Genomic DNA, 24,950 nt, shown 5'->3' on the forward strand with positions numbered 1-24,950 from the left:
GGCCGCCCTTCTTCCTCCGAGCGGAGCGCCAAGAATGGCAACCCGGCAGACGCAGCTTCTTGCGCGGTCGCTCCTGACCCCGGCCGTCGGACTGCTGTTCATCTGGATGATCGTCCCGCTGGCGCTGACGATCTACTTCTCGACGCTGCATTACAGCCTGCTCGATCCCGGCTCGGAATCGTTCGTCGGCCTTGAAAACTTCCGCTACTTCCTCACCGATCCTGCCTTCCTCGCCTCGCTTCAGAACACGCTGGTGCTGGTCGGCTCGGTGCTGGCGCTGACCATCCTGCTCGGCATTCCCCTGGCGCTGCTGATGGACCAACCCGTGGTCGGCCGCAATTTCGTGCGGCTGATGGTGATTGCGCCGTTCTTCGTGATGCCCACGGTGAGCGCGCTGGTCTGGAAGAACCTGTTGATGCATCCGGTGTCGGGATTGTTCGCCTGGCTCGCTTCGCTGTTCGGCCTGACGCCGATCGATTGGTTCAACGACGTGCCGCTGTTTGCGGTGATTTTGATCGTGACCTGGCAATGGCTGCCGTTCGCGACCCTGATCCTGCTCACCGCGCTGCAATCGCTCGACGAAGAGCAGAAGGAAGCCGCCGAGATGGACGGCGCCAGCGCCGTCTCGACCTTCATCTACATCACGCTGCCGCACCTCGCGCGTCCCATCACGGTGGTGATCCTGATCGAGACCATCTTCCTGCTCACGGTGTTCGCCGAGATCTTCGTCACCACCGGCGGCGGGCCGGGCCTGCAAACCACCAACATCGCCTTCCTGATCTATTCGCAGGCGCTGATCCAGTTCGACGTCGGCAGCGCCTCGGCGGGCGGGCTCGTCGCGGTGGTCATCGCCAACATCGTCGCCTTCTTCCTGGTCCGCATCGTCGGCCGCAACCTGGAGGCCTGACATGGCACGGATGGCGACGACGCGGCGGGTGATGATATCGACGGCGGCGGCCTGGCTGTTCGGCTTCCTGATCTTCTTTCCCGATCCTATGGATGGGGCTGGCGAGCTTCAAGACCGAGCTCGAGGCCTTCGCGATCCCGCCATCCTTCCTGTTCTTCCACTGGACCACCGAAAACTACGCGACCGTGCAGGAACGCAGCGATTATCTGCACCACGCGATGAACTCGATCATCATCGCCGGCGGCTCGACGCTCATTGCGCTGCTGATCGCCATTCCGGCGGCCTGGTCGATGGCGTTCTCGCCAACCAAGCGCACCAAGGACATCCTGCTCTGGATGCTCTCGACCAAGATGATGCCGCCGGTCGGCGTGTTGGTGCCGATCTACCTGATCTACAAGAGCCTCGGGCTGCTCGATTCCCGCATCGGCCTCGTCTTCATCCTCTGCCTCGGGAATCTGCCGATCGTCATCTGGATGCTCTTCACATATTTCAAGGAGATCCCGCGCGACATCTTAGAGGCCGCGCGCATGGACGGCGCCACGATCGGCCGCGAGCTGGTCTATGTGCTGACGCCGATGGCGATCCCGGGACTGGCGTCCACGCTGTTGCTCAATCTGATCCTGGCCTGGAACGAGGCGTTCTGGACGCTGAACCTGTCCACCTCGAGCGCTGCGCCGCTCACCACGTTCATCGCCTCCTATTCGAGCCCCGAAGGGCTGTTCTGGGCAAAACTGTCGGCGGCGTCCACGCTGGCGATCGCGCCCATTCTCGTCCTGGGTTGGTTCAGCCAGAAGCAGCTCGTGCGCGGGCTCACCTTTGGCGCGGTGAAATAGGGGGCTGCCGGATCATGGGTCAGATCACACTTCAGGGCGTGCAGAAATCCTTCGGCCCCGTGCACATCATCAAGGGCGCCGACCTCGAGATCGCCGATGGCTCCTTCGTGGTGTTCGTCGGTCCCTCCGGCTGCGGCAAGACCACGCTGCTGCGGCTGATCGCGGGGCTCGAGGACGTCAGCGGCGGCAAGATCCTGATCGACGGCAAGAACGTCGTCGATACGCCGCCCGCCAAGCGCGGGCTGTCGATGGTGTTCCAGTCCTACGCGCTCTATCCGCATATGAGCGTGCGCGGCAATATCGGCTTCGGCCTCAAGATGGCGGGCTTGCCGAAGGACGAGATCAACCGCAAGGTCGAGGCGGCCGCCGCGACGCTGAATCTCACGCCCTACCTCGACCGCAAGCCGCGCGAGCTCTCCGGCGGCCAGCGCCAGCGCGTCGCGATCGGCCGTGCCATCGTCCGCGAGCCCAAGGCATTCCTGTTCGACGAGCCGCTCTCCAACCTCGACGCCGCGCTGCGCGTGCAGATGCGCATCGAGGTGACGCGACTTCAGAAGCAGCTCGGCACCACCGCGATCTACGTCACCCACGACCAGGTCGAGGCCATGACCATGGCCGACAAGATCGTCGTGCTCAACGGCGGCAAGATCGAGCAATATGGCTCGCCGCTGGAGCTTTACGAGCGACCCGCCAATCTCTTCGTCGCCGGCTTCATCGGCTCGCCCAAGATGAATTTCGTCACCGGAGAGCCTGCTTTGCAGAAGGGGGCGGCGACGATCGGCGTTCGGCCGGAGCATCTGAAGATCGAGCGCGACGGCGGTGGCGGCTGGCAGGGAACCATTGCGGTGGCCGAGCATCTCGGCAGTGACACCTTCCTCTACGTCGACGCCGGCGCGCTCGGCATGCTGACGGCGCGCTACATCGGCGAATTGAGCCTGCATGGCGGCGACCGGGTGTCGCTGATGCCCGACCCTGCGCGCATTCACCGCTTCGACGAGAGCGGCAACGCTCTTCGGGGCTGACAAGAAACGGCAAGAAGACGGAAAGACGATCATGTATCTGGAAAAATTCAGGCTGAGCGGCAAGACCGCGTTCATCACCGGCGGCGGCCAGGGCATCGGCCTCGCCTGCGCGGAGGCACTGGCCGAGGCCGGCGCGAAGGTCATCATCGGCGACCGCGACGGCAAGGTCGCCGACGGCGCCAAAGCCAGCCTGAGGGCGAAGGGCTACGACATCGAGACCGCAATCATGGACGTCACCAACACCACACGCGTGGCGGAGGTGGCAAATGATCTCGTCGCCCGCCATGGCAAGGTCGACATCCTCGTCAACAATGCCGGCATCGCGCGGAGCGAGACGCCGGCCGAGACCGTTACCGACGAGCACTGGCTCAACGTCATCGACGTCAATCTCAACGGCACCTTCTGGTGCTGCCGCGAGTTCGGCAAGCACATGTTGAAGGCTGGAAGCGGCGCCATCGTCAATGTCGGCTCGATGAGCGGCTTCATCGTCAACAAGCCGCAGGAGCAGTGCTTCTACAACGCCTCCAAGGCCGCCGTGCACCATCTGACCAAGTCGCTGGCCGCCGAATGGGGCGCGCGCGGCATCCGCGTCAACGCGGTGGCGCCGACCTATATCGAGACGCCGCTCAACGCCTTCGTGAAGAGCAATCCGAAAATGTATGACGCCTGGATTGGTGGAACTCCGATGGCGCGCATGGGGCAGGTTGAGGAGATCGCCTCCGTCGTGCTGTTCCTCTCGTCGGAGGCCGCGAGCCTGATGACCGGCAGTATCGTGCTGGTGGATGGCGGCTACACTTGCTGGTAGGCTCACCGTCAAAACGGACGGACCGGGAGAGACCATGCCGCGAGCGTATATCGGCGTCGACGTGGGGACCACGAGCACGCGGGCAGGGGTGTTTGACGAGGCCGGCACGCTGCTCGCGACGGCCCGGCATCCGATCAGGATCTGGCACGAGGCCGGCGACATCGTCGAGCAGTCGTCGGAGGACATCTGGCAGGCCTGCGCCAAATCGGTGCGCGCGGCGATGTCGGAAGCAGCGATTACGCCGGGCAGCATCGGCGGCATCGGTTTCGACGCCACCTGTTCCCTCGTGGTGCTCGATCCGCAAGGCGAGCCGCTCACCGTCAGCACCTCCGGCGAGGCGCAGCGCAACGTCATCGTCTGGATGGACCATCGCGCCACGGCCGAAGCGCGGCTGATCAACGAGACCGAGGATGCCGTGCTGCGCTATGTCGGCGGCTCGATCTCGCCGGAGATGGAGATGCCGAAGCTGCTATGGCTGAAGCGGCATCTGCGCGCGAGTTTCGATGCCGCCGGTCACTTCTTCGACCTGGCCGATTATCTGACCTGGCGGGCGACCGGCGCGCTGCAGCGCTCGACCTGCACCGTCACCTGCAAGTGGAACTATCTCGCCCATGACGGCGGCGGCTGGAGCGCGCCGTTCTTCAAGCGCATCGGCCTGTCCGACTTCGTCGCCGAAAAATACGCGCGCATCGGCACCGAAATCGTTGCGCCCGGTACGCGCCTCGGCGTCGGGCTCACGCCGGCAGCAGCAGTCGAGCTCGGCCTTCCTCCGGGCACCCCGGTCGGCGCCTCCCTGATCGATGCCCATGCCGGCGGTATCGGTGCGATTGGCGGCCGTGACGGGGCAGCCGGCCCGAGCGATGTCGGCGATCGTCTCGCCTACATCATGGGAACGTCGGCCTGCATCATGGCGACGACGAAGGAGCCGTGCTTCGTGCCGGGCGTTTGGGGTCCCTATTATTCCGGCATGGTGCCGGATTTCTGGCTCAATGAAGGCGGGCAGTCCGCCGCGGGCGCTGCGATCGATCATCTCCTCAAGTCGCATCCCGGCCATGGCGAGGCGAGCGCGGCGGCACGCAGCGAAGGCCTCGATCTCATCGATTTCCTCGAGCGCCGCATCATCGCGCGCTCCGGCGGTGCTAGCCGCGCCGCGCTGCTGGCGCGCGACGTCCACGTGCTGCCGGAATTCATTGGCAACCGCTCGCCCTATGCCGATCCCGACACGCGCGCGGTGATCGCGGGCCTTGATCTCGACACCGACATCGCCGCGATGGAACGGCTGTTCGTCGCCGGCCTCTGCGGTCTTGCCTACGGGCTTGCGGAGGTCATCGAGGCTTTTGCCGCGCATGGGGTCCGCTCCAGCATCATGATCATGGGTGGCGGTGCCAGCCGCAGTCCTTTGGTGCGGCAGATCATGGCGGATACCACCGGTCTCACGGTCGCGTTGCCGCAGACGAAGGAGCCGGTGCTGCTGGGCGCCGCGATGTTAGGGGCGGTCGCCGGTGGCGCCTATGCCTCGATCGGTGAGACCATGGCCAAGATGTCGGCGCTGGGGCGCAAGAGCGAGCCGACCGCGCCTGATATGGCCGCGTTTCACGCCCGCAAGCGCGAGGTCTACAAGCTGCTGCGCGAGCTCGATCGCGGCAGCCGTGCCGCGATGCGCAGCGTCGCGAGAGGTTGAAGGACATGCTGATTGCCTGCGGCGACGCGCTGATCGATTTCGTGCCGACGCGAAACGTCGAAGGGCGCGAAGCGGTGATGCCCGCGGTCGGCGGCTCCTGCCTCAACGTCGCGATCGGCATGGCGCGGCTGGGCGCGCCGACTGGTTTCGTCGGCGGCATCTCGACCGACCTGTTCGGGCGCATGATCGCCGATCATGCCTCCGCATCGAAGGTTGCACTCGATCTCGCCACCCGCAGCGACCACCAGACCACGCTCGCCTTTGTCCGCATTGTCGCGGGCGAGTCGCACTACGCCTTCTACGATGCCGAGACCGCGACGCGGAACTGGACTTACCGGCATGGGTCCATTCCGTTCGATACTGTCGAGGCCGTCCATGTCGGCTCGACCACGCTGGTCAACGACCAGGGTGCGGCCGAGACCAAGGTGCTGATCGCAGACGCGCGGGCGTCGTCCACGATCTCCTTCGATCCGAACTGCCGACCGAACCTCGTCAAGGACAAGCCAACCTATCTCGGCCGAATGGCCGAGTTCGCCGGAAGCGCCGATCTCATCAAGATGTCGGACGTCGATTTCGCCTATCTCTTCGGCGAGGAGCCGTATCAGCAGCGCGCGAGCACATTGCTGGGGCAGGGGACGAGCCTCGTCGTCATCACCCGCGGCAATAACGGTGCCATAGCCTGGCATGCGCAAGCAGGGCAGATCGAAGTGCAAGCACCGAAGGTCGAGGTGGCGGACACTATTGGCGCCGGCGACAGCTTTCAGGCGGCGCTGCTGTTGGCACTTTACAAGCAGGATCGCATCGCCCGGCCGAGATTGCAGGACATCGGCGCGGACGAGCTCCGCCGTGCGCTTTCCTTCGCCGCCAATTGTGCCGGCCTGACCTGCACCCGTCCGGGCGCCGATCCGCCTTGGAGCCACGAGATCAATTGGGACTGGTAGCCCACGTCACATCCGCGCGACGGCCTTCTCGGCACATTTGAGGAAGGTTCCGATCAACGGACTGTGGGAGTCCCGCCGCCAACAGACTGCGATGTCGAGGGAGTCAGTGACGTCACGCAGGGGTCTGAACACGACTCCGCGTGGCGCGCCGAGCTGTGCGCAGGCCGGCAGGATGGCGAGACCTTCGCCGGCCAGGACCAGGCTCATCGCCGAATGCACCGTCTCCACCCGGCTGGCGATCGGCATCACCACCTGGTGCCGACGCAATAAAGGGACGACCGCGGAGGAGGCGGGCCCATGGTCCGGATGCGGGAGTGCGATCAGCGGGCGGCCCTGCAGCCGGGCCATCGGCACCGAGCTCAAGCGGGCGAGTGGCGAGCGGATCGGCATGGCCAGCATGAAAGGCTGTGCACCGATCTTTGCCACCTGTATCTCGGGATGATTGATTGCGGGCATACACAGCGCGACTGTGACGCTGCGGTCGAGCACGCGGGCCTCGCGCGTCGAGGCGCTCAGCTCAACGAAGCTGAGGTCGACGCCGGGAACTGCGCGGCGCAGTTCGGGGATGAGTCGCGGCAACATCGCATTCGCCAGCACGAACATGTAACCGACTGACAGCCGGCCGCGCCGTCCCGAAGCAACCGCGCGTGCGGCTTCGGCGCCGTCGGCTGCCAACGCCAGCGCTTCGCTGGCGCGCGCCAGCAATGCCTGGCCGGCCTCGGTCAGATCCATGCCACGGGTGCCGCGGCGGAACAGCGGCGCGCCGATCTCGGCCTCGAGCTTGCGGATCTGGACCGAGAGGGGCGGCTGCGCCATCCGGAGCTGCTCGGCCGCCTTGCCGATGCTGCGCGCCTCGGCAACGGCGACAAAATAGCGGAGCCGGCGAAGATCCATTGGCATACCGAGAGCGTATGGGTTGGCGATAAAAATCGTATTGGACGGCGAGTTAACAAAACTGTCATTCTCGCTGTCAATGTCTTCGGGCCAATGGCGGCCCGCTTCGGAGCGTGATGTGACGATGAACGGCGATCCCTGTCTGTTGTCCGCGACCGAGCTGCGCGGTCTCGTCGCGGCAAAGCGGATTTCGCCAGTCGAGCTCACCCGCGCTGTGCTTGCCCGCGCCGAGGCCCTCCAGCCCGAATTGAACTGTTTCGTCACGTTGTGCGGCGACGAGGCGATCGCAGCGGCGCGCGAAGCCGAGCGCAAGGTGATGGCGGGCGAACCGCTCGGCCTGCTGCACGGCATCCCCGTAACCGTCAAGGACATCGTCAATACCAAGGGGGTCAAGACCACCTTCGGCGCCGTTCCCTACAAGGATAATGTGCCGGCCGAGGATGCCGTCGCCGTCGCGCGGTTGCGCAGCGAAGGCGCGATCCTGATCGGCAAGACCACGACGCCGGAGTTCGGCAGCAAGTGCCTCACCGATTCACCTTTGTTCGGTCGGACCCGCAATGCGTGGGACGCCTGCCGATCCTCCGGCGGCTCCAGCGGCGGCGCGGCGGTCGCTGTGGCGAGCGGCATCGCGCCGCTCGCTATTGCGACCGACGGCGGCGGCTCGACACGAATTCCGGCCGCCTGCAACGGCGTGGTGGGCCTGAAGCAGAGCAACGGCGTGATCCCGCACAGCCAGGCGCTCGACGTGTTCGGCAACCAGACCTATGTCACGCCGACCACCCGCACCGTCGCGGACACCGCGCTGATGATGCAGGCGATGGCGGGCGAAGATCCTATCGATCCCTGGTCGATCGCCGTGCCCGTGCCCGACTTCATCGGCACCGCCGCCCCGCATGGTGATTTGCGCGGGCTGAGGATCCTGTACTGCCTGACGCCGCCGGGCCGTCCGGTATCGGCCGAAGTCGCCGCCAATTTCAAGGTGAGCCTCGACCGGCTGGCCGGGTTAGGGGCCGAGCTCGAGGAATTCTCCGGCGAGGGGTTCGACATCGAGCCGATCTGGCGCGCCATCAACCACACCGTCTGGCGCACGCGCTTTGCCAAGCTTGCGGCCGAGCATCGGGACGAACTGAGCGAGGCCTTCCTCAAGCAGCTCGCGCTCGCCAGCGAAGTCAGCGGCATCGACTATCAGGAGGCGATGTTCGCGCGCACCGCGTTGTTCCGCCGCGTGCAATCGCTGCTTGCGCGCGGTCACCTGCTGGCGATGCCGACGCTGACGCGCACCGCGCTGCCGATCAAGCAGGACCTGTTCGGCAATATCGAGATCGACGGCAGGCATTACGACAGCGTCCGGCCGCATTGGTTCCCCTGGACAATGCCGTTCAACATGACCGGTCACCCCGCGATCAGCCTTCCCTCGGGCTTTGCCCGCGACGGGCTGCCGATCGGGCTCCAACTGGTCGGCCGTTTCCGGGCCGACGCGGAATTGCTGCGCGTGAGCGCTCTGTTCGAGGCGTCAAGCGACCTTCTGTCCCGCTGGCCGTCTTGAGGAGATGGAGATGCAGCAAAGAGCTTGCTTAAGGCGTCCGGACATGTTGATCGTGGCCTGGGTGAGCCCTGAAGCCGAGCGCGCATGAGCGTCTTTGTCCTCCGACGTCTGTTGACTCTGCTGGCGACGCTGGTCGGCGCATCGCTGATCATCTTCCTGGTGCTGGACGCGCTGCCCGGCAACGCAGCGCAGATGCTGATGGGCGCCGATGCTTCGCCCGACGCGGTGCGCGCGCTCACCGTCAAGCTCGGGCTCGACCAGCCGCTGGCGGTTCGCTATTTGCAGTGGATCAAGGGCCTTCTCGTCGGCGATCTCGGCAATTCCTACGTCTACGGCACCCCGGTCGGCAGCCTGATCGCCGAGCGGCTGGTGCTGACCATTCCGCTCGCGATCATGGCCATGACGATCACGGTGACGCTGGCGCTCTCGGCCGGTATCTACACCGCCGCCAACCACAACAAGCTCGGCGATGTCGGCGTGATGTCGTTGACCCAAGTGGGCATCGCGCTGCCGAATTTCTGGTTCGCGATTCTCCTGGTGCTGCTGTTCTCGGTGCGGCTGCAATGGCTTTCGGCCGGTGGCTTTGCCGGCTGGGAGGACGGCATCTGGCCGGGGATCAGGTCGCTGCTGTTGCCCGCGATCTCGCTCGCGGTGGTGCAGGCCGCGATCCTCGCGCGCGTCACGCGTTCGGCCGTGCTCGAAGTGCTGCGCGAGGATTTCGTCCGCACCGCCCGCGCAAAGGGCCTCGGCAAGCGCGAGGTGCTGTGGAGCCACGTGCTGCGGAATGCCATGATCCCCGTGATGACCGTGATGGGCCTGCAATTCGCCAATCTGCTCGCCGGCACCATCGTGATCGAGAACGTGTTCTACCTGCCGGGCCTCGGCCGCCTGATCTTCCAGTCGATCGCCAACCGCGACCTGATCGTGGTGCGCAATTGCGTGATGTTGCTCGCCGCGATGGTGGTGATCGTCAATTTCGTGGTCGATGTGCTCTATGCCTTCATCGATCCCCGCATCAAGGTGCACGACCTGTGAGCGCGCCCATCACCATCGACGCGCCCGTCGCAACGCGTCCGCTGCCGGCGCGCACGTTCTGGCGCCGTGCGCTGCGCCACCGCAGCTTCGTCCTCGGTGGCACGCTGAGCCTTCTGGTGCTGGCTTCGGCACTGTTGTCGCTGGTATGGACGCCGTGGTCGCCTTACGAAATCGACATCGCCGCAAAGCTCCGCCCGCCCTCGGCGGCGCATTGGCTCGGCACCGATTCCTTCGGCCGCGACATCGTCTCGCTGCTGCTTGCGGGCGCCCGATCCACCATCATGGTCGGTGTCATCGCCGTCAGCATCGGTCTCACCTTCGGCGTCACTCTGGGTCTGATCGCCTCGGCCCGGCGCGGCTGGACGGAGGAGATCATCATGCGCTTTTCCGATTTCACCTTCGCCTTTCCGGCCGTGCTGTCCGCGATCATGCTCGCCGCCGTCGTGGGGCCGGGCATGGTGACCTCGATCGTCGCGATCGGCATCTTCCAGATCCCGACCTTGACCCGGCTGACGCGCGGCTCGGCCAATGCGATCTGGGCGCGTGAATTCGTGCTGGCGGCACGGGCGGCGGGCAAGGGGCGCTTCCGCATCACCATCGAGCATGTGCTGCCGAACATCCTGTCGATCCTGATCGTGCAGGTCACCATCCAGTTCGCGCTCGCCATTCTCGCCGAGGCCGCGCTGTCCTATCTCGGCCTCGGCACGCAGCCGCCGCAGCCATCCTGGGGACGGATGCTGAACGATGCGCAGACGTTGCTGTTCCAGTCGCCGATGCTCGCGGTCTATCCGGGCGTTGCGATCGCAATCTCGGTGCTCGGCCTCAACCTGCTCGGTGACGGATTGCGCGACCTGCTCGATCCCCGGCTGGCGCGGGAGCGATGACGATGGCCGAGTGCTCCAACATGCCGCTAATCGTGGTCGACAATCTCGGCGTTCGCCTCAACACCAGCCGCGGGCCAGCGCAGGCCGTGCGCGGTGTCAGCTTTGCGCTGAAGCGCGGCGAGACGCTCGGGCTCGTGGGCGAGTCCGGCTGCGGCAAGTCGGTCACGGCGTTGTCGTTGATGGGGTTGCTGCCGGACAGTGCCGTCGTGACCGGCAGCGTCAAGCTGGACGAAGATGAACTCGTCGGACTTGCGGATTCTGACTATTGCCGCCTGCGCGGCAACCGCATCAGCATGATCTTCCAGGAGCCGATGACTGCGCTCAATCCGATGCACACGATCGGCAACCAGGTCGCCGAGCCGCTGCGCCGTCACAAGAGTTATTCGGCGGCGCAGGCACGTCGGGAAGCAATCGCTTTGCTCGACCGCGTCGGGCTGCCCGACCCCGCACGTCGTGTCGATGCCTATCCGCACCAGTTCTCCGGCGGGCAGCGTCAGCGCATCACCATCGCGATGGCGCTTGCCTGCGAGCCGGACCTGTTGATCGCGGACGAGCCGACCACCGCGCTCGACGTCACCATCCAGGGCCAGATCCTCGACCTCATCGCCGACCTCGTCGAGGAGCGCGGCATGTCGATGATCCTGATCTCGCACGATCTCGGCGTCATTGCCGAGAACGTCCAGCGCATGATGGTGATGTATGGCGGCACCGTCGTCGAGAGCGGCCCGACCGACGAGGTGTTCCGTCGCATGGGCCATCCCTACACGCAGGGCCTGTTCCGTGCACGGCCCAAGCTCGGCGCGCGCAAGGGGACGCGGCTGAGGACGATCTCCGGCACGGTGCCGGAGCTCGCCGATCTGCCGTCCGGCTGCACCTTCTCCGATCGCTGTCCACTCGTGATCGACCAGTGCCGCGCCGCGTTGCCGCCGATGGTGGATGTCGGCCCCGGCCATTTTGCGCGTTGCATAAGAACGGACGTGTCGATGGCCGAGCGCGTCGGAGCGCTGACCGCATGAGCATCGCCCCGCTTCTCGACGTCAGGGATCTCGAACAGCGCTACACGCTGCCGCGCGAGAGCCTGTTCCGTCCGCCGGGGCAGGTGCGCGCACTCAACGGCGTCAGTGTGCAGGTCCGGGCCGGCAAGAGCCTCGGCATCGTCGGCGAGTCCGGCTCCGGCAAGTCCACCTTCGCGCGCGTCGTGATGGCGCTGGAGCGGCCGACCGCAGGACAGGTCGCGCTGCTCGGGCGCGATCTCAACCGCTTGCCGGCCGACGAGCTGCGCCGCGCCCGGCGTGATTTCCAGATGGTGTTCCAGGATCCCTACGGCTCGCTCGATCCGCGGCAGACCATCGCGCGGATCGTCGCCGAGCCGCTGACCGTGCTGGAAGGTGCCGACCGCACCACGTTCCGCGACCGCGTCGCCGCGGTGCTGCGCCAGGTCGGCTTGCGCGATGCGGACATGGAAAAATATCCGCACGAATTCTCCGGCGGCCAGCGCCAGCGCATCGCGATTGCGCGTGCGCTGATCACCCAGCCGAAGCTGATCGTTGCCGACGAGCCGGTCTCGGCGCTCGACGTCTCCGTGCAGGCCCAGGTGCTGAACCTGATGCAGGACCTCCAGGAGCAGTTCGGCCTGAGCTACATCCTGATCAGCCATGACCTCGCCGTGGTCGACTATCTCTGCGACGAGGTCGCGGTGATGTATCTCGGCCGCATCGTCGAGCAGGGGCGGCCAGAGGATTTGTTCGAGCGCTGCGCCCATCCCTATACGCGGGCGCTGCTGGAGGCGGTGCCGCGGGCTCGCGCCGGGGGTGGCCGCCGCCGGCGCGGGGCCCAGGCGATCGCCTCGCACTCGGCGGTGACGACCGGATGCCCCTATGCATCGCGCTGCCCGCTTGCCGACCAGCATTGCCGCGAGGTTCCGCCTGCGTTACGCAAGGTGGGCGAGGGGCACCTTGCCGCCTGCCACAAGGCCGAGGCTGTGATGGCGTTGCCGCAGGCGGCCATGGAAGGTTAGTGTCCGGGGCAGGATTGGCGTTAAGCTGGAAACAGGATTGGCAGGGGAGTTTGCGCATGTTCAGGAAACTATCGATCGTCGCCTTTGCCGCTGCGCTCGTCGCGGCGCCCTTGCCGGTGCTGGCGCAGAGCAAGAAGGACAGCGTCGTCATGGCGATGGCGCTGGAGCCGCCGGGGCTCGACCCGACCAATGCGGCCGCCGCCGCGATCGCCGAGGTCACGCTCTACAACATCTATGAGACGCTGACCAAGATCAACGAGGACGGCTCGGTCTCGCCGCTGCTGGCCGAGAGCTGGACCGCTTCGCCCGATCTGAAGACCTATACGTTCAAGCTGCGCAAGGGCGTCAAATTCCACAATGGCGAAGCGTTCGATTCCGCTGCGGTGAAGTTCTCGTTCGAGCGCAACGCGGCGCCGACCAGCACCAACAAGGACAAGAGCCTGTACCAGGCCTTCGAGAAGGTCGAGACGCCTGACGCCGACACCGTCGTGATCACCGTGAAATATTCCGAGCCGAACCTGCCGTTCCTGCTCGGGCAGGCGGGCGGCTCGATCGTCGAGCCGAAGAGCGCGGGCACCAATGTCACGCAGCCGGTCGGGACCGGACCGTACCAGCTTGGCGGCTGGGCTAAGGGCTCTTCGCTCACGCTGACCAAATGGGCCGACTACCGCAACGCCTCCGCGATCAAGCTGTCCAAGGTGACGATTCGCTTCATCTCGGATCCGGCGGCGCAGGTGGCGGCGCTGCTGTCGGGTGACGTCGATGCATTCCCGCGCGTCGCCGCGGCGCGCGCCTTGGCACAGTTCAAGGCGGATCCGCGCTTCACGGTGCTGGTCGGCGGCTCCCGGGCCAAGACCATCGTCGCCATCAACCACCGCAAGAAGCCGCTGGACGACGTCCGCGTCCGCCGCGCCATCCTTGCCGCGATCGACCGCAAGGCCATGATCGACGGCGCCGTCGACGGCTTCGGCACGCCGATCGGCAGCTTCTACGTGCCGGGCGCGCTCGGCTATGTCGACACCACCGGCATCAACCCCTATGACCCCGAGAAGGCCAAGAAGCTGCTCGCGGAGGCCGGCGTCACCACGCCGCTCGAATTGTCGCTCAAGCTGCCGCCGCCGTCCTATGCGCGGCAGGGCGGCGAGATCGCCGCGGCCCAGCTCGCCAAGGTCGGCATCATCGCCAAGATCGAGAACGTCGAATGGGCGCAGTGGCTGTCGCAGGTGTTCGCCGGCAATGGTCCGCACAATTTCGATCTCACCATCGTAAGCCATGTCGAGCCGTTCGACCTCGTCAAGATCACCGAGCCGGACTACTACCTCGGTTACAACAACGAGAAGTTCAACGCGCTCTATAAGCAGATCGTCTCGACGCCGGACGAAGCCGGCCGCGCCAAGCTGCTCGGCGACGCCCAGCGCATGCTCGCCACCGACGCGGTCTCCGCCTACCTGTTCCAGCCGCAGCTCATCACCATCACAGCCAAGAAGCTGAAGGGCGTCTGGAAGGACGTGCCGCAATACGAGAACGACTTCTCCACGTGGTATTGGGAGTAGGCGACGTCCGTTGCTGTGTCCTCTCCACGCATTGGAGAGGACAACTCAAAACAAAAACCTGAAAACAACCCCATGCACAGTAGCGGGGGTCAATCGTTTCAATGGTTTACACGTCGCGCCTGTACGATCGACGCGATTCGCCTAGAAGTTGACCCGTCGGGCAAAACACTGGCATGATGGCATGCTCGCGTCTCGTGGTGGAGATGCGCCGTCGGGCGAGGCAGAAGTGCAGAAATCATCCCGCCGCGATGCAGGCATTGCCGCGGCGGCCATCAGCGCCGAGGCGCCGATCTCCTTGAAGCTCGATCATGCGCCGATGAGCGATATCACTCATGCCTTGGCCAGTGGGCATGTCACGGCCACGGCGCTGGTCGAAGCCTATCTCGCGCGCATCGAAGCCTACGACCGCGACGGGCCCAAGCTCAACGCGGTCCGCGCGCTCAATCCCGACGCGCTCGCGATCGCGGGCAGGCTCGACGGCGCCGAGCCGTCGGCCGAGCGGCCGCTGGCCGGCATCCCGATCCTGGTGAAGGACAACATCGCAACCGGCGACGCGCAGCCGACCACGGCGGGCTCGCTGGCGCTGGAAGGCGCACGCGCACGCGACGATGCGACGCTCGTCAAGCTGCTGCGCGAGGCCGGCGCGGTGATCCTCGGCAAGGCGAACCTGACCGAATTTTCCAACATGCTCGCAATCGACATGTCCCACGGCTTTTCGTCGCTGGGCGGCCAGGTCAAGAACCCCTATGCGCCGGCGCTGGCCGACGATCACGGCATCCCCGTCGTGTCCCCGGGGGGCTCAAGCGCGGGCCCGGCGGTCGCGGTGGCGGCCGGTCTGTGTGCGGCCTCGATCGGCACGGAGACTTCGGGCTCGCTACTGTTTCCCGCCAGCCAGAACGGCCTCGTCACCGTGAAGCCGACCGTCGGGCTGATCAGTCGTGCCGGTATCGTGCCGATCGCGCACAGCCAGGACACCGCAGGGCCGATGACGCGGACCGTGCGCGACGCAGCGCTGCTGCTCAACGTGCTGGCGGCCAAGGACCCGCTCGACCCAGCGACGCAAAAGCAGCGGCGGCCGGCCGATTACACCGCCGGTCTGACCCGCGATGCGATGAAGGGGGCGCGCATCGGCGTGCCGAGCGACCATGCCGACCCACTGAACGACTGCTATTACGGCAAGCTGCCACCGAAGTCGGCCAAGCTGATGACTGAGGCGATCCAGGTGCTGGAGGATCTCGGAGCCGTCATCGTGCGTGCCAGCATGCCGACGCTTGGCTGGATCGGCGGGCCGGGCACGACCATGGCCGTGCTCAACCGCAATCCGCTGAGCGCCCACAAAGGCACGATCACCCGACCGCCGGTCGTCTTCCTCTACGAAATGAAGCACGACCTCAATCTGTATCTGAAGGATTGGGCGACCAATACGGACATCAAGACCATGGCCGACATCGTCGCCTTCAACGAGGCGAATGCGGGCAGGGCGCTGCGTTTCGGCCAGGACCACTTTCTCGCCGCGGAGATGACCAGGGGCGATCTCAGCGAGCGCGAGTACAAATCGGCGCGCGCCATGGACCTGCTCTCGGCCAAGACGCGCGGCATGGATGCCTATATGAGCCGACACAAGCTCGACGCCGTCCTGTTCCCCGGCGCATACGGCGCCGCAATCGCCGCCAGGGCGGGCTATCCCAGCGTCATGGTGCCGGGCGGGCTCGTTTCGGGCACAGACGACGGCAAGGACACGCCCGATTATCCGTTCGGCATTACCTTCGCAGGCCGCGCCTGGAGCGAGCACAAGCTGCTACGCCTGGCCTACGCGTATGAGCAGGCCTCCGCCAAGCGCAAGCCGCTGCCCGGCTTGCCGGCGCCTTAGAGTGCACTGTGCGTGCGCCGGTTGGTGCCGGTGGCATGCGCTGACAAATCCGTTGTCTGTTCTCACCGATATGGCGGACGTGCCGTCCTGCCCTGCGGAGGGCGCTTTGTGACCCGAAGGCGACATCGATCGGACGTCTAATCGGCCCTTCAACTCACCTGCGTGCCCTTGTGTTATTGTATCCCTTCCGGGAACTCGATGGAGGGAAGGATGGACATTCGATCGAAATTGACGGCGCTGTGTGAAGCGTTCAACGCGCACGACTTGGATTCCATCATGGAGTTCTTTGCTGACGATTGTGTCTTGGAGATGCCGAGGGGAAGCAAGCCGTGGGGCTCCCGCTTCGAGGGCAAGCGCAACGTACGAGACGGGCTCGCGACGCGCTTTGAAGGCTTACCGGATGTTCACTACGGCGACGCCGAGCATTTTGTGGATACGATGGCAAACACGGGCATTTCAAAATGGACGCTAACGGGCACTACCGGCGAAGGAAAAAAGATCGAGGTCCGAGGATGTGACTTTTACACTTTTCGCGCGGACGAAGTGATCCGCAAGGACTCGTATTGGAAGATTATTGAAGGACCTTCGTCAGCCTAACGACGCACATGTCCGAATGTGGCCCAGAGGTGCAGGTCCAGGCAGCGTTCTGTTGTCGGCTCATCGGGGAAATCGGAAGTAACCTGCGTGCCGACAATTGGCGCTCATGATCCATATCGGACTTACTGCCGTTCTCAATTTGTATATCCGATGGACTGGGCTTACCGGGGTAGGGGAGCCGATCTTACCTGTTCGCTAACCCGCAAATCTCCCAATGGACGTGACGTAAGACCGGACAGAGCTCGCCGAGCCTAAGCTTGACCTGTGCGCGCGCGGACGGCAGAGCGCGCAGGCAGATCGATTTCATACATTTCCTTTCCAGATCAGCCATCGGTAGACGCCGAACACGTTGATAAGTGTCACCACCACGTTTTGAACCATCAGCGCATATTCCGCTGTTAGATAGCCGACGACGATCCAGATCACCGATGCACCGCTCAGTACGACGAAGGCCCAGCCGGTAACGAGTGGCCGCGCCCGCGCAGCTAGGATCAGCCCGGCCCCGATCGTGCCGACTGTCGCCACCCAACGCAGGATTTCATCCATGACGCGTGTGCTCCCCGAAAACCGACGTCGGAGCGTCGCTCCGCGATTTGCCTATACGGACGCAGTCACAGGCAGGCCGCCGGAGTGGAACTTTTCGTCTCGTGCGCCGACCACCATGCGACCCCCGCCCGAGCGACTTGGCCCCACAGTGGCGGCGGAAGGTCAGGCGCCAGTGTGGTGATCCCGTGCGGTATCAACTCCGCTACGCCGAAATCGGAAGCTCCTTTTTTCTCATCCCCGAACCGCGTTTCCATCAACCGGCGTGCGGCACATTGCCCCGGGCTGCCGAAATGAAATCTGAGCCAAGGACTTATCTGCGCAACGAGGTGATCGAATGAGCGCGACTTCCGCTGTTGGCCCATCGCTTCCGTTAGGGCGTAGCGACGAGTTGTCCGGAAGCGGGGTAAACCGGAAGCGCCCCGGCTGCTGGGCAAATCGGCGGCTTTTGACCCGAAGCGGACCTCGCTAGATTTCTCTCAACTGCGAGCAAAGCTGCTAACTCAACGGAAGGTTTGCCGGGTGAATGATCCACCGGCCGGATCGGAGCAGCAGGATGATAGATCGCGTAGCACGCGACCAGCTTTCAGGAAACCTTAGACACCTGATTGCCGGCTCGATTACCAACGATCAGTTTGAACGAACTATGCCGGTGAACGACGGGGACCCAGCGATCTGGGCGATTACAGACATGTCGTGGCTCCTCTACAGCGATATGAAGGAGCATCGCTTGGTCCGACGTCACAGCCTCGATCCGGTCTGGAAACGCGAAGTGCTGCGCTGGATATTGTTTCTCGACGGCGACTTTGAGTACCGTTGGCCGAAGATTTCATTGCCCGGCCTCCACCCGATGCGACGCGCCCGCCCGATGTGGTGAGTTGGCACAATCCGATTTCTCACGATCGTGCCTCCGGCTTTCTTGCGGCTGGAGATTACAATGCTTGGCCGTTCATTTCCCGATCCGAGTACAAGCATGCGTTGAGGCATCCGAGACGTCTGGCCGGAAGGCCAAGGTAAGGGCCTAGTGGTAGCGTAGAGACAGCGTTCATCAGCGAAAATCTCGACACGGCCGAGCGATGTGCTCAGATTTCGAAGGCCGCGAATGATGAAACTATCCGGTCGATATTTGCCCGGATGTCTGAGCTGTATCGTGAGTTGCACGAGCAAGAGGAGAGGCTTGCGGATTGGAAGAGGCAGCAGGGTCCTACTTCAACATTTGATTTCATAGTCAAGAAACCTCGCGATTAGCGCAAGCTTTTGACCCGATGCAGACTTCAACCGCCGATTAGCTGCTCTCACGAGGTCTGCTCTTTAAGCGATACAGAAGCACCTCGTGGAGTTCGATCTTCTGCTCTTGACGAAAAATTTGCAAGAAAAACGAAAAGGCTTCAATGAGGAGCCTGACGGCAAACACAGTCTTGTAGGGTTGATGCGCGGTTCTTCTCAGTTGCGCCAGCTTGGCGAGCTTGCCGCCGAGCAAGCCGTTTTTGTAGGATCGGTCGTACCACACGGCGGCTCTCAACTGGTTCAAACGCCCGTCTCGGGACTGATAGTGCGTCGCGAGCCAAAACTGTGCGTTCCAATTACCTTTGACAGCGAGCTTGCGAAGTTCTCGAACCCCCTCCGGGACACCGCGAAGCTGAAGGAAGCGGGCTCGATGTAAGACGCCGTTCTCCTGACCAGATGAGGCGGCACGATCAAACCAGTTCCATGCCGTCACGAGATCGGGCGCAACGGCATCACCTCGGGCATACTCCCACGCGAGGGCCAACTGAGCGTCCACGTCGCCGGACGATGCAGCAGCGATCCATTCAGGAATCTTGCTACGACGCTTAGCGAGATTGTCAGCGCGGGTCGTTAGTGAAAGCCGCATCGTTCAAAGCAATATCCCTGCGATCCTCGGATTTTGTCACACAGGAAATTAAGGAAACACCACTCTGTGGCTAACAATTGGAAGCGACGTTTGTCCGCTTCTGGCCCTGAGCCGAACAATGCTGAGGCCATCAATGTTGGCTCTCAGAGCGGCGGCGGAGCCGTGCGTACCTCGACTGCTGCTTGTGGCCCCTTTCCAGACGCCGAACACTCAACGGAACGAGCCAGTTTCCGTGGTTGCCGAAGGGGCGAGATCGGCGTTTCGAAAGCGATCAGCGAGCGCAAAGACGTCCGCACGCTCGATGATCAGATCGCGGAACAGTCGCGCCCGGTGTGACATCCATTGCGGGTCGGGATAGACAATGTGCATGGGCAGCGGCGGCACGACGAAGTCGGGCAGCACATGGACGAGACGGCCGGCCGCGATGTGCTCGGCGGTGCACCAGTTCGGCAGCACGGCGACGCCTATCCCCTCCAATGCAGCCAGCGTCATCACGTCCGCATCGTCGCAGGTCATCGCCGGCGCGATGTCCACGACGTAACGGCCGGTTTCGGATTCGAACGTCCATTGATTCTTCTGCGACAGGCGTGAGTACGTGACGCAGGGCATGCGGCGCAGATGATCCGGCAGCGAGGGCACCTGATGACGCGCAAGCAGCGCGGGCGACGCCACCAGCAACCGCTTAATGGTGCCCACCCGCCGCGCTACCAACGAACTCGAATTGAGGCTGCCGATCCGTATCGCAAGCTCGGTCCCGGTTTCGATGAGGTCGACGAACTGTTCCGTAAAACTGACGTCCAGCCGGACATCAGGATAGCGGCGGGTATATTCGGCGAAGATCTCACGGAAGAAGAAGCGGCCGAACGACGTCGGCACCGTCATCCGCAACGTCCCTGACGGAGTGCCGACCCGGCTCTGCGTCGGCGCGCCGGCGCTCTCGAGCAGCGCGACGATGTCCTTGGCGTATTTCAAGACGCGGTCGGCTTCGGGCGTCGGCCGCAGCTTGCGCGTGGTGCGCACGAATAGCCGGCAGCGAAACTCGGCTTCCAGCAGCGCGATGCGCTTGCTGATCGCGGGCTGCCCCAAACCGAGGTCGTCGGCGGCCTGGGTGAAACTCCCTGCCTCCATCACCCGGATGAAGGTCTGCAGCGCCTCGATCCGGTCCATTCATTCCTCGCCGGAATTTATATTATTCTGACCATTCCATATACGGTCATGGCGGGTCCGGTCTAGCCTTCCTGCGTTCAGGGGAGGAACGCGAATGAGCAAATCGATCGGCATTCTCGGGGCCGGCATCGGCGGCCTGCATCTGGCGCTCTACCTGCAGAAGCAGGGGATTACGGCAACCGTGCTGACGGATCGCGCGCCGGAGCAATATGCGGCGACACGGCTGATGAACACCGTCGCGCATCACAGCGTCACCATCGCGCGCGAGAACGAGCTCGGCGTGAACCACTGGGACGATCCCGGAGTAGTCTATCACCACCACGATCATTACTTCAATTTCCCGAACGGCGGGCTCCTGTTCCGCGGTGCTTTTCAGCGGCCAAGCCGCGCGGTGGATTATCGGATCTACCTGCCGGCACTGATGAAGGACTTCGAGGATCGTGGCGGCCTGATCGAATATGCCAGCATTCAGGATGACGACATCCCCGCGCTGGTCTCGCGCTTCGACCTTCTCGTCGTCTCCACCGGCAAAGGCGCCCTCGGGCGCATGTTCGCTCACCGGCCCGAACTCTCTCCGTACACTCGGCCGCAGCGCCTGCTTTGCGTCGGCCTGTACGACGGCGTTGATCACGGCAGCCCGGATGGCGACGATCCGCGCGGCGTCACCCTGTCCGTCTCGCCCGGCCATGGCGAGATGATCGTCATTCCCACGCTGAGCTTCGGCGGCATGAAAACGGCGCTGTTGATGGAAAACATTCCCGGCGGCGACATGGCCGACCTGGTCTCGCTCAGCTATGACGCCAACCCGGCAGCATTCCGCCAGACTCTTCTGGACAAGCTGGAAAAGCATCATCCGCACACCTACAACCGGATCGACACGCACCGCTTCGGGCTGGCCCAGCCGCTCGACCTGCTGCAAGGCGCGGTGGTGCCAACGGTGCGGCAGTCCTGGGTGGCTTTCGACGGCGACAAGCTCGCCATTGCCCTGGGCGACGTTCACTCCGTCGTCGATCCCTTGATGGGCCAGGGCGCCAACATGGCCTCATATGCGGCGTTCGAGCTCGGCAAGGCGATCGTCGATGCCGTGGCATTCGATGCGCGCTTCGTCGAGAACGTCGACCGCGCGCGCGAGAACCGCGTGCTTGCCGCGGCCCGCTGGACCAACATGATGTTGCAGCCGCCGTCGGAAGCCATGGGCCGGCTGATTTTCGCCATGTCGCAGGACCGGGAGCTTTGCGACGAGTTCACCGAGAACTTCAATTATCCGGAGCGCCAGTGGGATCGTCTGGCGAGCGACAAACGCATCCACGCCTGGATCGATAGAAGCGGCAGGATCGCCGCCTGACGACGAACCGCCGTACGGACTCAGTTCCGCTCCTGGGCGGATGCTGAACCATGTCTGAGAGGAACACCAATGCATTGCTTGACCGTTCTTTACCCGACGCCCGACGATCCATCGGCCTTCAGGGCCTACTACGTCGACAAGCATGCCCCCTGGCAGCGACGCTCCCTGGTCTGGTGCGTCATCATTACGCTTTCCCCCAACGACTCGGACCGGGGGAGGCGCCTTTCTGCATCTTCCAGGCCTTCTTCCCCGACGCTGCTGCGATGGACGCGGCGCTCGGTTCGGAGATCGGCCGGAAGGTCGCAGCCGACGTGCCGAACTATTCGCCCAAGGGTGCGACGCTCTGCCATTTCAAGATCGAAGGCGCGTAATGGGTCACGTTGCCGAACCGGCCGGTTTTCGGGCAGCCGCATCGCGGTTCGCGACGGGCATTACGGTCGTCGCGACCGTCGATGAGGATGGCGCGCCGCTCGGCATGACCGCCAACAGCTTCACGACTGTTTCGGCGGATCCGCCAACTGTGCTTGTCTCTCTCATGCACGGGCGGACCTGGCAGGCTGTGGCCAAGTCCGGCATCTATTCCGTCAATGTCCTGCATGCGGAAGATGCTGCGCTCTGCGCGCACTTCGCCGGAAGGCCCTTGTTGCGCGACGCTCCGCCGCTCGTCGCTCGCCAAGGATTTTTCGTGCTCCCGCAGGCGATCGCGCAGTTCGCCTGCGAGGTGGTCCAATCGATCGATATCGCTGACCACACGCTCTTCATCGGCGAGGTGCGCTGGTGCCGGCACAACGAGGGAACACCTCTCGCATTCTACGCCAGCCGTCTTCGAAGGGGCGTCGGGATGGAAATCTCTTCCGCGGATCGTGTTGCCTATCCCGGTGACGGATGGTGGACTTGAGACCTCTGTTGTTGCGCCAGGAGCCAAAGCGTCAGTCTTCTTCAATCCGAATTCCAGCCTCGCTCACAGCGCTCAGAATGCGGTCGATGTCTTCGGGGCTCAGTACACGGCCTTCACAAATCTGATTCAACTGATCGAATGTGATCTTGCCGCTCCGTTCGCCAATTTCGATGGCTCGTCGTATGATGTCCGGCACTAGCATGTTCTCACCTTTTCGGTCGCCCTACTGGGTTATCGCATTTGAGGGCTTTCGCTGCGGCCATCCTTCGAGACGCCCGCTTTGGGCGGGCTCCTCAGGATGAGGATCGAATGCGTGGCGGCAGTTTCAACGGGCACTGATGCTGATGAGCCTCATCCTGAGGAGGCGCGTTAGCGCCGCCTCGAAGGACGAGGCGTGCGCACCGGTCGCCGCCACGATTCATATGCGGTAGCAGCTATACCTTCCGCCGACCAATGCAACCCAGCGCATTGCAGATGATCCGCGCGACCGCAATCGCTCCAAGATTCTGCACATCGCGCTCGGGAACGAATTCGACGATGTCCAGGCCGACTATTCTGGATTTTGCCGCGACACCCCGTATGAGATCGACAACGTCGAAATAGGATAGGCCGCCGGGCTGTGGGACGAGCACGCCGGGGATGACCGATGGATCGAGACCGTCGCAATCGATGGTCATCAGGCACTCGCCGTCATCCTCGATCGCGTCGAGCACGCTTGCGATCCCGTGATGCTGGACATGTCTTGCCGTGAAGATCTTCGCGCCCCACGCCTTTGCATCGTCGAATTCGGCGCGACCGGAGCCGCCGATGCCGCGCAAGCCGACCTGCACGATGCGCTTGACCCAGGGCAATTCGCTGGCGCGCCGCATCGTGCTGGAGAAGGTATAGCCCGATCCGTTGCGCTGATCCCGCCAATCAAGGTGGGCGTCGATCTGCACGACTGTCAGTCCCTTGCAGTCCTGGAACGCCTCGAAGAAAGGAATGGGGACGGAATCATCACCGCCCAGGAGGATCGGAACGGCGCCGACCGAAAGGACGGCCTGCGTGGCTGCTCTGATGGCATCACGGTTGCTCTCCGGCGTCATTGGGTCGGTCGGGACGTTTCCACCGTCCAAGACCCTCATTTTGCTCGGATCGAGCAGCTCGGCGTCCTGATCGAAATCCCAGCGGGTGAGATCGCTCTCATAGTGACGCAGCGCGCGACGGATGACGTCGGGCGCTCTTGCGGCATGGCTGGTCTGACCTGCGAGGTACGGGGTGGCATCCGACGCGCCGAACAGGATCGCGTCAGCCGCCGGCGGTGGGGCGGTCAGGTCGCAGGCCTCAACACCTAGGAATGTCGTCATGTCGGGATGCACTACGCGTATCCATGGATCACCCGCGCGTCCGTCAACGTGCATCGCTCGACCGTGTTCCGGGTCGGTATCTCGATGTCCCCTGGAATGCCGCTGTCACTTGGAGGGTCTTGAACGTCTGGAACTCTCATGCGTTAGTGGGCGGCGCCATCCGGCATGACGATGCGGCCACGGAGTTCGGTTCTTGCTCAGACTTTACAGGTGGCCGTCCGACGACTGGCACGGCATCGGCGCGGAAATGCCCACGGAGGTCATCTGGGCCGATCTTCTAAACGGTACCGACGAGGAAAAGCAGTTCGTCGAGCGGCTGCTCGGCATCCGCATTCCCTCGGAAGACTCGCTCAGCGAGATCGAGGCGTCGAGCCGCCTGATCTTCGACCACGGCACGCTCTATCTCAGTTCGCCCGCGGTCCGGGTCACCGAGGCCGACGAGGCCGAGATCACGCCGGTGGGCTTCGTCATCGGTCCGCATGTGCTGGTGACGGTGCGCTTCGCAGAGCTGCCGATCTTCGACGACATCGGCAAGCGCATCGGCTCCGATGACAGCCTGGAGAACGGCATGTGCGTGTTCGTCAGCCTGCTCGAGGCCATGATCGATCGCGGCGCCGATGTCCTGGAGCATCTCGGCGGCAAGGTCGACCAGCTCTCGCGCGGTGTCTTTAGGGGCGGGCTGGTGCGCACCCAGCGCCCGGTGCGCTCCAGCCGCAGGATGCGGGAGGCCCTGGAGACTGTCGGCGAGCTGGCCGACCGGCTCGCCAAGGCGCGCGATGTCCTGCTCGGGGTGGGCCGCGTTGCCGCGTTTGCCGGCGACGTCGGCAGCGAGTGGATCACGGCATCCTCGAAGAAGCGTCTGGAAGCCGTGTCCAAGGACGTCGTCTCGCTCAGCGATTACGAGACGCGATTGTCGGACAAGATCCAGCTGCTGCTCGATGCCGTGCTCGGCTTCATCAACATCCAGCAGAACGAGCTGTTCAAGATCCTGACGATCGTCTCAGTCGTCGGCGTGCCGCCGACCATCATGGTCGGCATCTGGGGCATGAACTTCAAGCACATGCCCGAATTGGACTGGAGCTTCGGCTATCCGCTGGCCTGGCTCGCAATCATCGCCAGTGGCCTGTTGCCGCTGATCTGGTTCAAGCGGCGCGGCTGGTTCGAGTGATGGCAGCGGCGCATCGTTCAAACGA

24 protein-coding genes and 1 pseudogene are annotated in these 24,950 nt (G+C 64.0%); 19 read left to right on the plus strand and 6 right to left on the minus strand.

Annotation, left to right across the window (positions count from 1 at the left end; all coding sequences use genetic code 11):
* Positions 1-34 precede the first annotated feature (34 nt).
* The 6 genes and pseudogenes from N2605_RS11840 (at position 35) to N2605_RS11865 (ending at position 6,189) form a co-directional block, all read left to right on the plus strand.
* The gene (locus N2605_RS11840; RefSeq protein ID WP_225141348.1) at positions 35-907 is read left to right on the plus strand and encodes a carbohydrate ABC transporter permease; all 873 of its coding nucleotides are present in this window, start codon (positions 35-37) and stop codon (positions 905-907) included.
* Position 908: 1 nt separating this feature from the next.
* Positions 909-1,740: pseudogene (locus tag N2605_RS11845) on the plus strand (carbohydrate ABC transporter permease).
* A 14-nt stretch (positions 1,741-1,754) separates the two neighbouring features.
* Positions 1,755-2,762 (plus strand): ABC transporter ATP-binding protein, encoded by a 1,008-nt coding sequence (locus tag N2605_RS11850; protein ID WP_036023416.1) that lies wholly within the window; start codon positions 1,755-1,757, stop codon positions 2,760-2,762.
* A 31-nt stretch (positions 2,763-2,793) separates the two neighbouring features.
* The gene (locus N2605_RS11855) at positions 2,794-3,567 is read left to right on the plus strand and encodes an SDR family NAD(P)-dependent oxidoreductase (protein ID WP_036023419.1); all 774 of its coding nucleotides are present in this window, start codon (positions 2,794-2,796) and stop codon (positions 3,565-3,567) included.
* Positions 3,568-3,601: 34 nt separating this feature from the next.
* Entirely contained in the window at positions 3,602-5,248 is a 1,647-nt protein-coding gene (locus tag N2605_RS11860) for an FGGY-family carbohydrate kinase (RefSeq protein WP_225145946.1), read from the plus strand.
* A 5-nt stretch (positions 5,249-5,253) separates the two neighbouring features.
* Complete coding sequence (locus N2605_RS11865; protein WP_225145945.1) at positions 5,254-6,189, plus strand: carbohydrate kinase family protein; 936 nt, start codon at positions 5,254-5,256, stop codon at positions 6,187-6,189.
* A 6-nt stretch (positions 6,190-6,195) separates the two neighbouring features.
* Here the strand turns inward: N2605_RS11865 and N2605_RS11870 are convergent, their stop codons facing one another.
* On the minus strand, positions 6,196-7,083 hold the full coding sequence (locus tag N2605_RS11870) for a LysR family transcriptional regulator (RefSeq protein ID WP_036005494.1): 888 nt from the start codon (positions 7,081-7,083) through the stop codon (positions 6,196-6,198).
* A gap of 124 nt (positions 7,084-7,207) precedes the next feature.
* Between N2605_RS11870 and N2605_RS11875 the strand changes: the two genes are divergently transcribed.
* The 8 genes from N2605_RS11875 to N2605_RS11910 all read left to right on the plus strand — a co-directional run bounded on the left by N2605_RS11875 (position 7,208) and on the right by N2605_RS11910 (position 16,585).
* Positions 7,208-8,629: an amidase gene (locus N2605_RS11875; RefSeq protein WP_260346615.1), complete on the plus strand. Its 1,422-nt coding sequence runs from the start codon at positions 7,208-7,210 to the stop codon at positions 8,627-8,629.
* A gap of 84 nt (positions 8,630-8,713) precedes the next feature.
* The gene (locus N2605_RS11880; protein ID WP_036005490.1) at positions 8,714-9,664 is read left to right on the plus strand and encodes an ABC transporter permease; all 951 of its coding nucleotides are present in this window, start codon (positions 8,714-8,716) and stop codon (positions 9,662-9,664) included.
* The gene (locus N2605_RS11885) at positions 9,661-10,548 is read left to right on the plus strand and encodes an ABC transporter permease (protein ID WP_036005488.1); all 888 of its coding nucleotides are present in this window, start codon (positions 9,661-9,663) and stop codon (positions 10,546-10,548) included. Before N2605_RS11880 ends, N2605_RS11885 begins: the two co-directional genes overlap by 4 nt.
* Before the next feature lie 2 nt (positions 10,549-10,550).
* Entirely contained in the window at positions 10,551-11,564 is a 1,014-nt protein-coding gene (locus N2605_RS11890) for an ABC transporter ATP-binding protein (protein ID WP_036005531.1), read from the plus strand.
* Positions 11,561-12,565 (plus strand): ABC transporter ATP-binding protein, encoded by a 1,005-nt coding sequence (locus N2605_RS11895; protein WP_225143962.1) that lies wholly within the window; start codon positions 11,561-11,563, stop codon positions 12,563-12,565. Before N2605_RS11890 ends, N2605_RS11895 begins: the two co-directional genes overlap by 4 nt.
* Before the next feature lie 56 nt (positions 12,566-12,621).
* A complete protein-coding gene (locus N2605_RS11900; protein WP_225128877.1) occupies positions 12,622-14,118 on the plus strand; it encodes an ABC transporter substrate-binding protein in 1,497 nt (498 codons plus the stop codon).
* Between the two features lie 226 nt (positions 14,119-14,344).
* Complete coding sequence (locus N2605_RS11905; protein WP_225145944.1) at positions 14,345-15,988, plus strand: amidase family protein; 1,644 nt, start codon at positions 14,345-14,347, stop codon at positions 15,986-15,988.
* 210 nt (positions 15,989-16,198) lie between these two features.
* Positions 16,199-16,585, plus strand: coding sequence for a nuclear transport factor 2 family protein (locus N2605_RS11910; protein WP_225128881.1), 387 nt, complete (start codon positions 16,199-16,201; stop codon positions 16,583-16,585).
* Positions 16,586-16,888: 303 nt separating this feature from the next.
* Here N2605_RS11910 and N2605_RS11915 read toward each other — a convergent pair whose 3' ends face one another.
* Positions 16,889-17,131, minus strand: coding sequence for a hypothetical protein (locus N2605_RS11915; RefSeq protein WP_225128883.1), 243 nt, complete (start codon positions 17,129-17,131; stop codon positions 16,889-16,891).
* 553 nt (positions 17,132-17,684) lie between these two features.
* Here N2605_RS11915 and N2605_RS11920 point away from each other — a divergent pair.
* A complete protein-coding gene (locus tag N2605_RS11920) occupies positions 17,685-18,005 on the plus strand; it encodes a hypothetical protein (RefSeq protein WP_260346621.1) in 321 nt (106 codons plus the stop codon).
* A gap of 408 nt (positions 18,006-18,413) precedes the next feature.
* Here the strand turns inward: N2605_RS11920 and N2605_RS11925 are convergent, their stop codons facing one another.
* On the minus strand, positions 18,414-19,001 hold the full coding sequence (locus tag N2605_RS11925) for a tetratricopeptide repeat protein (protein ID WP_225128887.1): 588 nt from the start codon (positions 18,999-19,001) through the stop codon (positions 18,414-18,416).
* Positions 19,002-19,211: 210 nt separating this feature from the next.
* Complete coding sequence (locus N2605_RS11930) at positions 19,212-20,168, minus strand: LysR family transcriptional regulator (protein ID WP_225128889.1); 957 nt, start codon at positions 20,166-20,168, stop codon at positions 19,212-19,214.
* A 94-nt stretch (positions 20,169-20,262) separates the two neighbouring features.
* On the opposite strand from N2605_RS11930, the gene styA reads away from it, so the two are divergent.
* The 3 genes from styA to N2605_RS11945 are packed head-to-tail and all read left to right on the plus strand — an operon-like array spanning position 20,263 to position 22,411.
* Positions 20,263-21,513: a styrene monooxygenase subunit StyA gene (gene styA / locus N2605_RS11935; protein ID WP_225145942.1), complete on the plus strand. Its 1,251-nt coding sequence runs from the start codon at positions 20,263-20,265 to the stop codon at positions 21,511-21,513.
* A gap of 50 nt (positions 21,514-21,563) precedes the next feature.
* The gene (locus N2605_RS11940; RefSeq protein ID WP_225145941.1) at positions 21,564-21,884 is read left to right on the plus strand and encodes an EthD family reductase; all 321 of its coding nucleotides are present in this window, start codon (positions 21,564-21,566) and stop codon (positions 21,882-21,884) included.
* Positions 21,884-22,411, plus strand: coding sequence for a flavin reductase family protein (locus N2605_RS11945; RefSeq protein WP_225141360.1), 528 nt, complete (start codon positions 21,884-21,886; stop codon positions 22,409-22,411). Before N2605_RS11940 ends, N2605_RS11945 begins: the two co-directional genes overlap by 1 nt.
* Positions 22,412-22,442: 31 nt before the next feature.
* On the opposite strand, the gene N2605_RS11950 is transcribed toward N2605_RS11945, so the two are convergent.
* Both N2605_RS11950 and N2605_RS11955 read right to left on the minus strand, forming a co-directional pair.
* Positions 22,443-22,613, minus strand: a complete 171-nt coding sequence (locus N2605_RS11950; RefSeq protein WP_036005446.1) for an RNA polymerase sigma factor region1.1 domain-containing protein — start codon at positions 22,611-22,613, stop codon at positions 22,443-22,445.
* Between the two features lie 232 nt (positions 22,614-22,845).
* Complete coding sequence (locus tag N2605_RS11955) at positions 22,846-23,757, minus strand: arginase family protein (RefSeq protein WP_260346625.1); 912 nt, start codon at positions 23,755-23,757, stop codon at positions 22,846-22,848.
* Between the two features lie 193 nt (positions 23,758-23,950).
* On the opposite strand from N2605_RS11955, the gene N2605_RS11960 reads away from it, so the two are divergent.
* Positions 23,951-24,925 carry a magnesium transporter CorA family protein gene (locus N2605_RS11960; protein ID WP_225128897.1) on the plus strand — a complete coding sequence of 325 codons (975 nt, stop codon included), beginning with the start codon at positions 23,951-23,953 and terminating at the stop codon, positions 24,923-24,925.
* Positions 24,926-24,950: the final 25 nt, after the last annotated feature.

The organism is Bradyrhizobium yuanmingense, from assembly GCF_025200905.1.
GTDB classification, from domain to species: Bacteria; Pseudomonadota; Alphaproteobacteria; order Rhizobiales; family Xanthobacteraceae; genus Bradyrhizobium; species Bradyrhizobium yuanmingense.

Bases quoted from the DNA above. Each gene is read 5' to 3' on its own strand.
- N2605_RS11950 (WP_036005446.1), bottom strand. From the start codon at position 22,613: ATGCTAGTGCCGGACATCATACGACGAGCCATCGAAATTGGCGAACGG.
- N2605_RS11920 (WP_260346621.1), top strand. From the start codon at position 17,685: ATGATAGATCGCGTAGCACGCGACCAGCTTTCAGGAAACCTTAGACAC.
- N2605_RS11955 (WP_260346625.1), bottom strand. From the start codon at position 23,757: ATGACGACATTCCTAGGTGTTGAGGCCTGCGACCTGACCGCCCCACCG.
- N2605_RS11900 (WP_225128877.1), top strand. From the start codon at position 12,622: ATGTTCAGGAAACTATCGATCGTCGCCTTTGCCGCTGCGCTCGTCGCG.
- N2605_RS11940 (WP_225145941.1), top strand. From the start codon at position 21,564: ATGTCTGAGAGGAACACCAATGCATTGCTTGACCGTTCTTTACCCGAC.
- N2605_RS11880 (WP_036005490.1), top strand. From the start codon at position 8,714: ATGAGCGTCTTTGTCCTCCGACGTCTGTTGACTCTGCTGGCGACGCTG.
- N2605_RS11870 (WP_036005494.1), bottom strand. From the start codon at position 7,083: ATGGATCTTCGCCGGCTCCGCTATTTTGTCGCCGTTGCCGAGGCGCGC.
- N2605_RS11850 (WP_036023416.1), top strand. From the start codon at position 1,755: ATGGGTCAGATCACACTTCAGGGCGTGCAGAAATCCTTCGGCCCCGTG.
- N2605_RS11945 (WP_225141360.1), top strand. From the start codon at position 21,884: ATGGGTCACGTTGCCGAACCGGCCGGTTTTCGGGCAGCCGCATCGCGG.
- N2605_RS11890 (WP_036005531.1), top strand. From the start codon at position 10,551: ATGGCCGAGTGCTCCAACATGCCGCTAATCGTGGTCGACAATCTCGGC.
- N2605_RS11925 (WP_225128887.1), bottom strand. From the start codon at position 19,001: ATGCGGCTTTCACTAACGACCCGCGCTGACAATCTCGCTAAGCGTCGT.
- N2605_RS11865 (WP_225145945.1), top strand. From the start codon at position 5,254: ATGCTGATTGCCTGCGGCGACGCGCTGATCGATTTCGTGCCGACGCGA.
- N2605_RS11840 (WP_225141348.1), top strand. From the start codon at position 35: ATGGCAACCCGGCAGACGCAGCTTCTTGCGCGGTCGCTCCTGACCCCG.
- N2605_RS11910 (WP_225128881.1), top strand. From the start codon at position 16,199: ATGGACATTCGATCGAAATTGACGGCGCTGTGTGAAGCGTTCAACGCG.
- N2605_RS11860 (WP_225145946.1), top strand. From the start codon at position 3,602: ATGCCGCGAGCGTATATCGGCGTCGACGTGGGGACCACGAGCACGCGG.
- N2605_RS11930 (WP_225128889.1), bottom strand. From the start codon at position 20,168: ATGGACCGGATCGAGGCGCTGCAGACCTTCATCCGGGTGATGGAGGCA.
- N2605_RS11855 (WP_036023419.1), top strand. From the start codon at position 2,794: ATGTATCTGGAAAAATTCAGGCTGAGCGGCAAGACCGCGTTCATCACC.
- N2605_RS11915 (WP_225128883.1), bottom strand. From the start codon at position 17,131: ATGGATGAAATCCTGCGTTGGGTGGCGACAGTCGGCACGATCGGGGCC.
- styA (WP_225145942.1), top strand. From the start codon at position 20,263: ATGAGCAAATCGATCGGCATTCTCGGGGCCGGCATCGGCGGCCTGCAT.
- N2605_RS11875 (WP_260346615.1), top strand. From the start codon at position 7,208: ATGAACGGCGATCCCTGTCTGTTGTCCGCGACCGAGCTGCGCGGTCTC.
- N2605_RS11895 (WP_225143962.1), top strand. From the start codon at position 11,561: ATGAGCATCGCCCCGCTTCTCGACGTCAGGGATCTCGAACAGCGCTAC.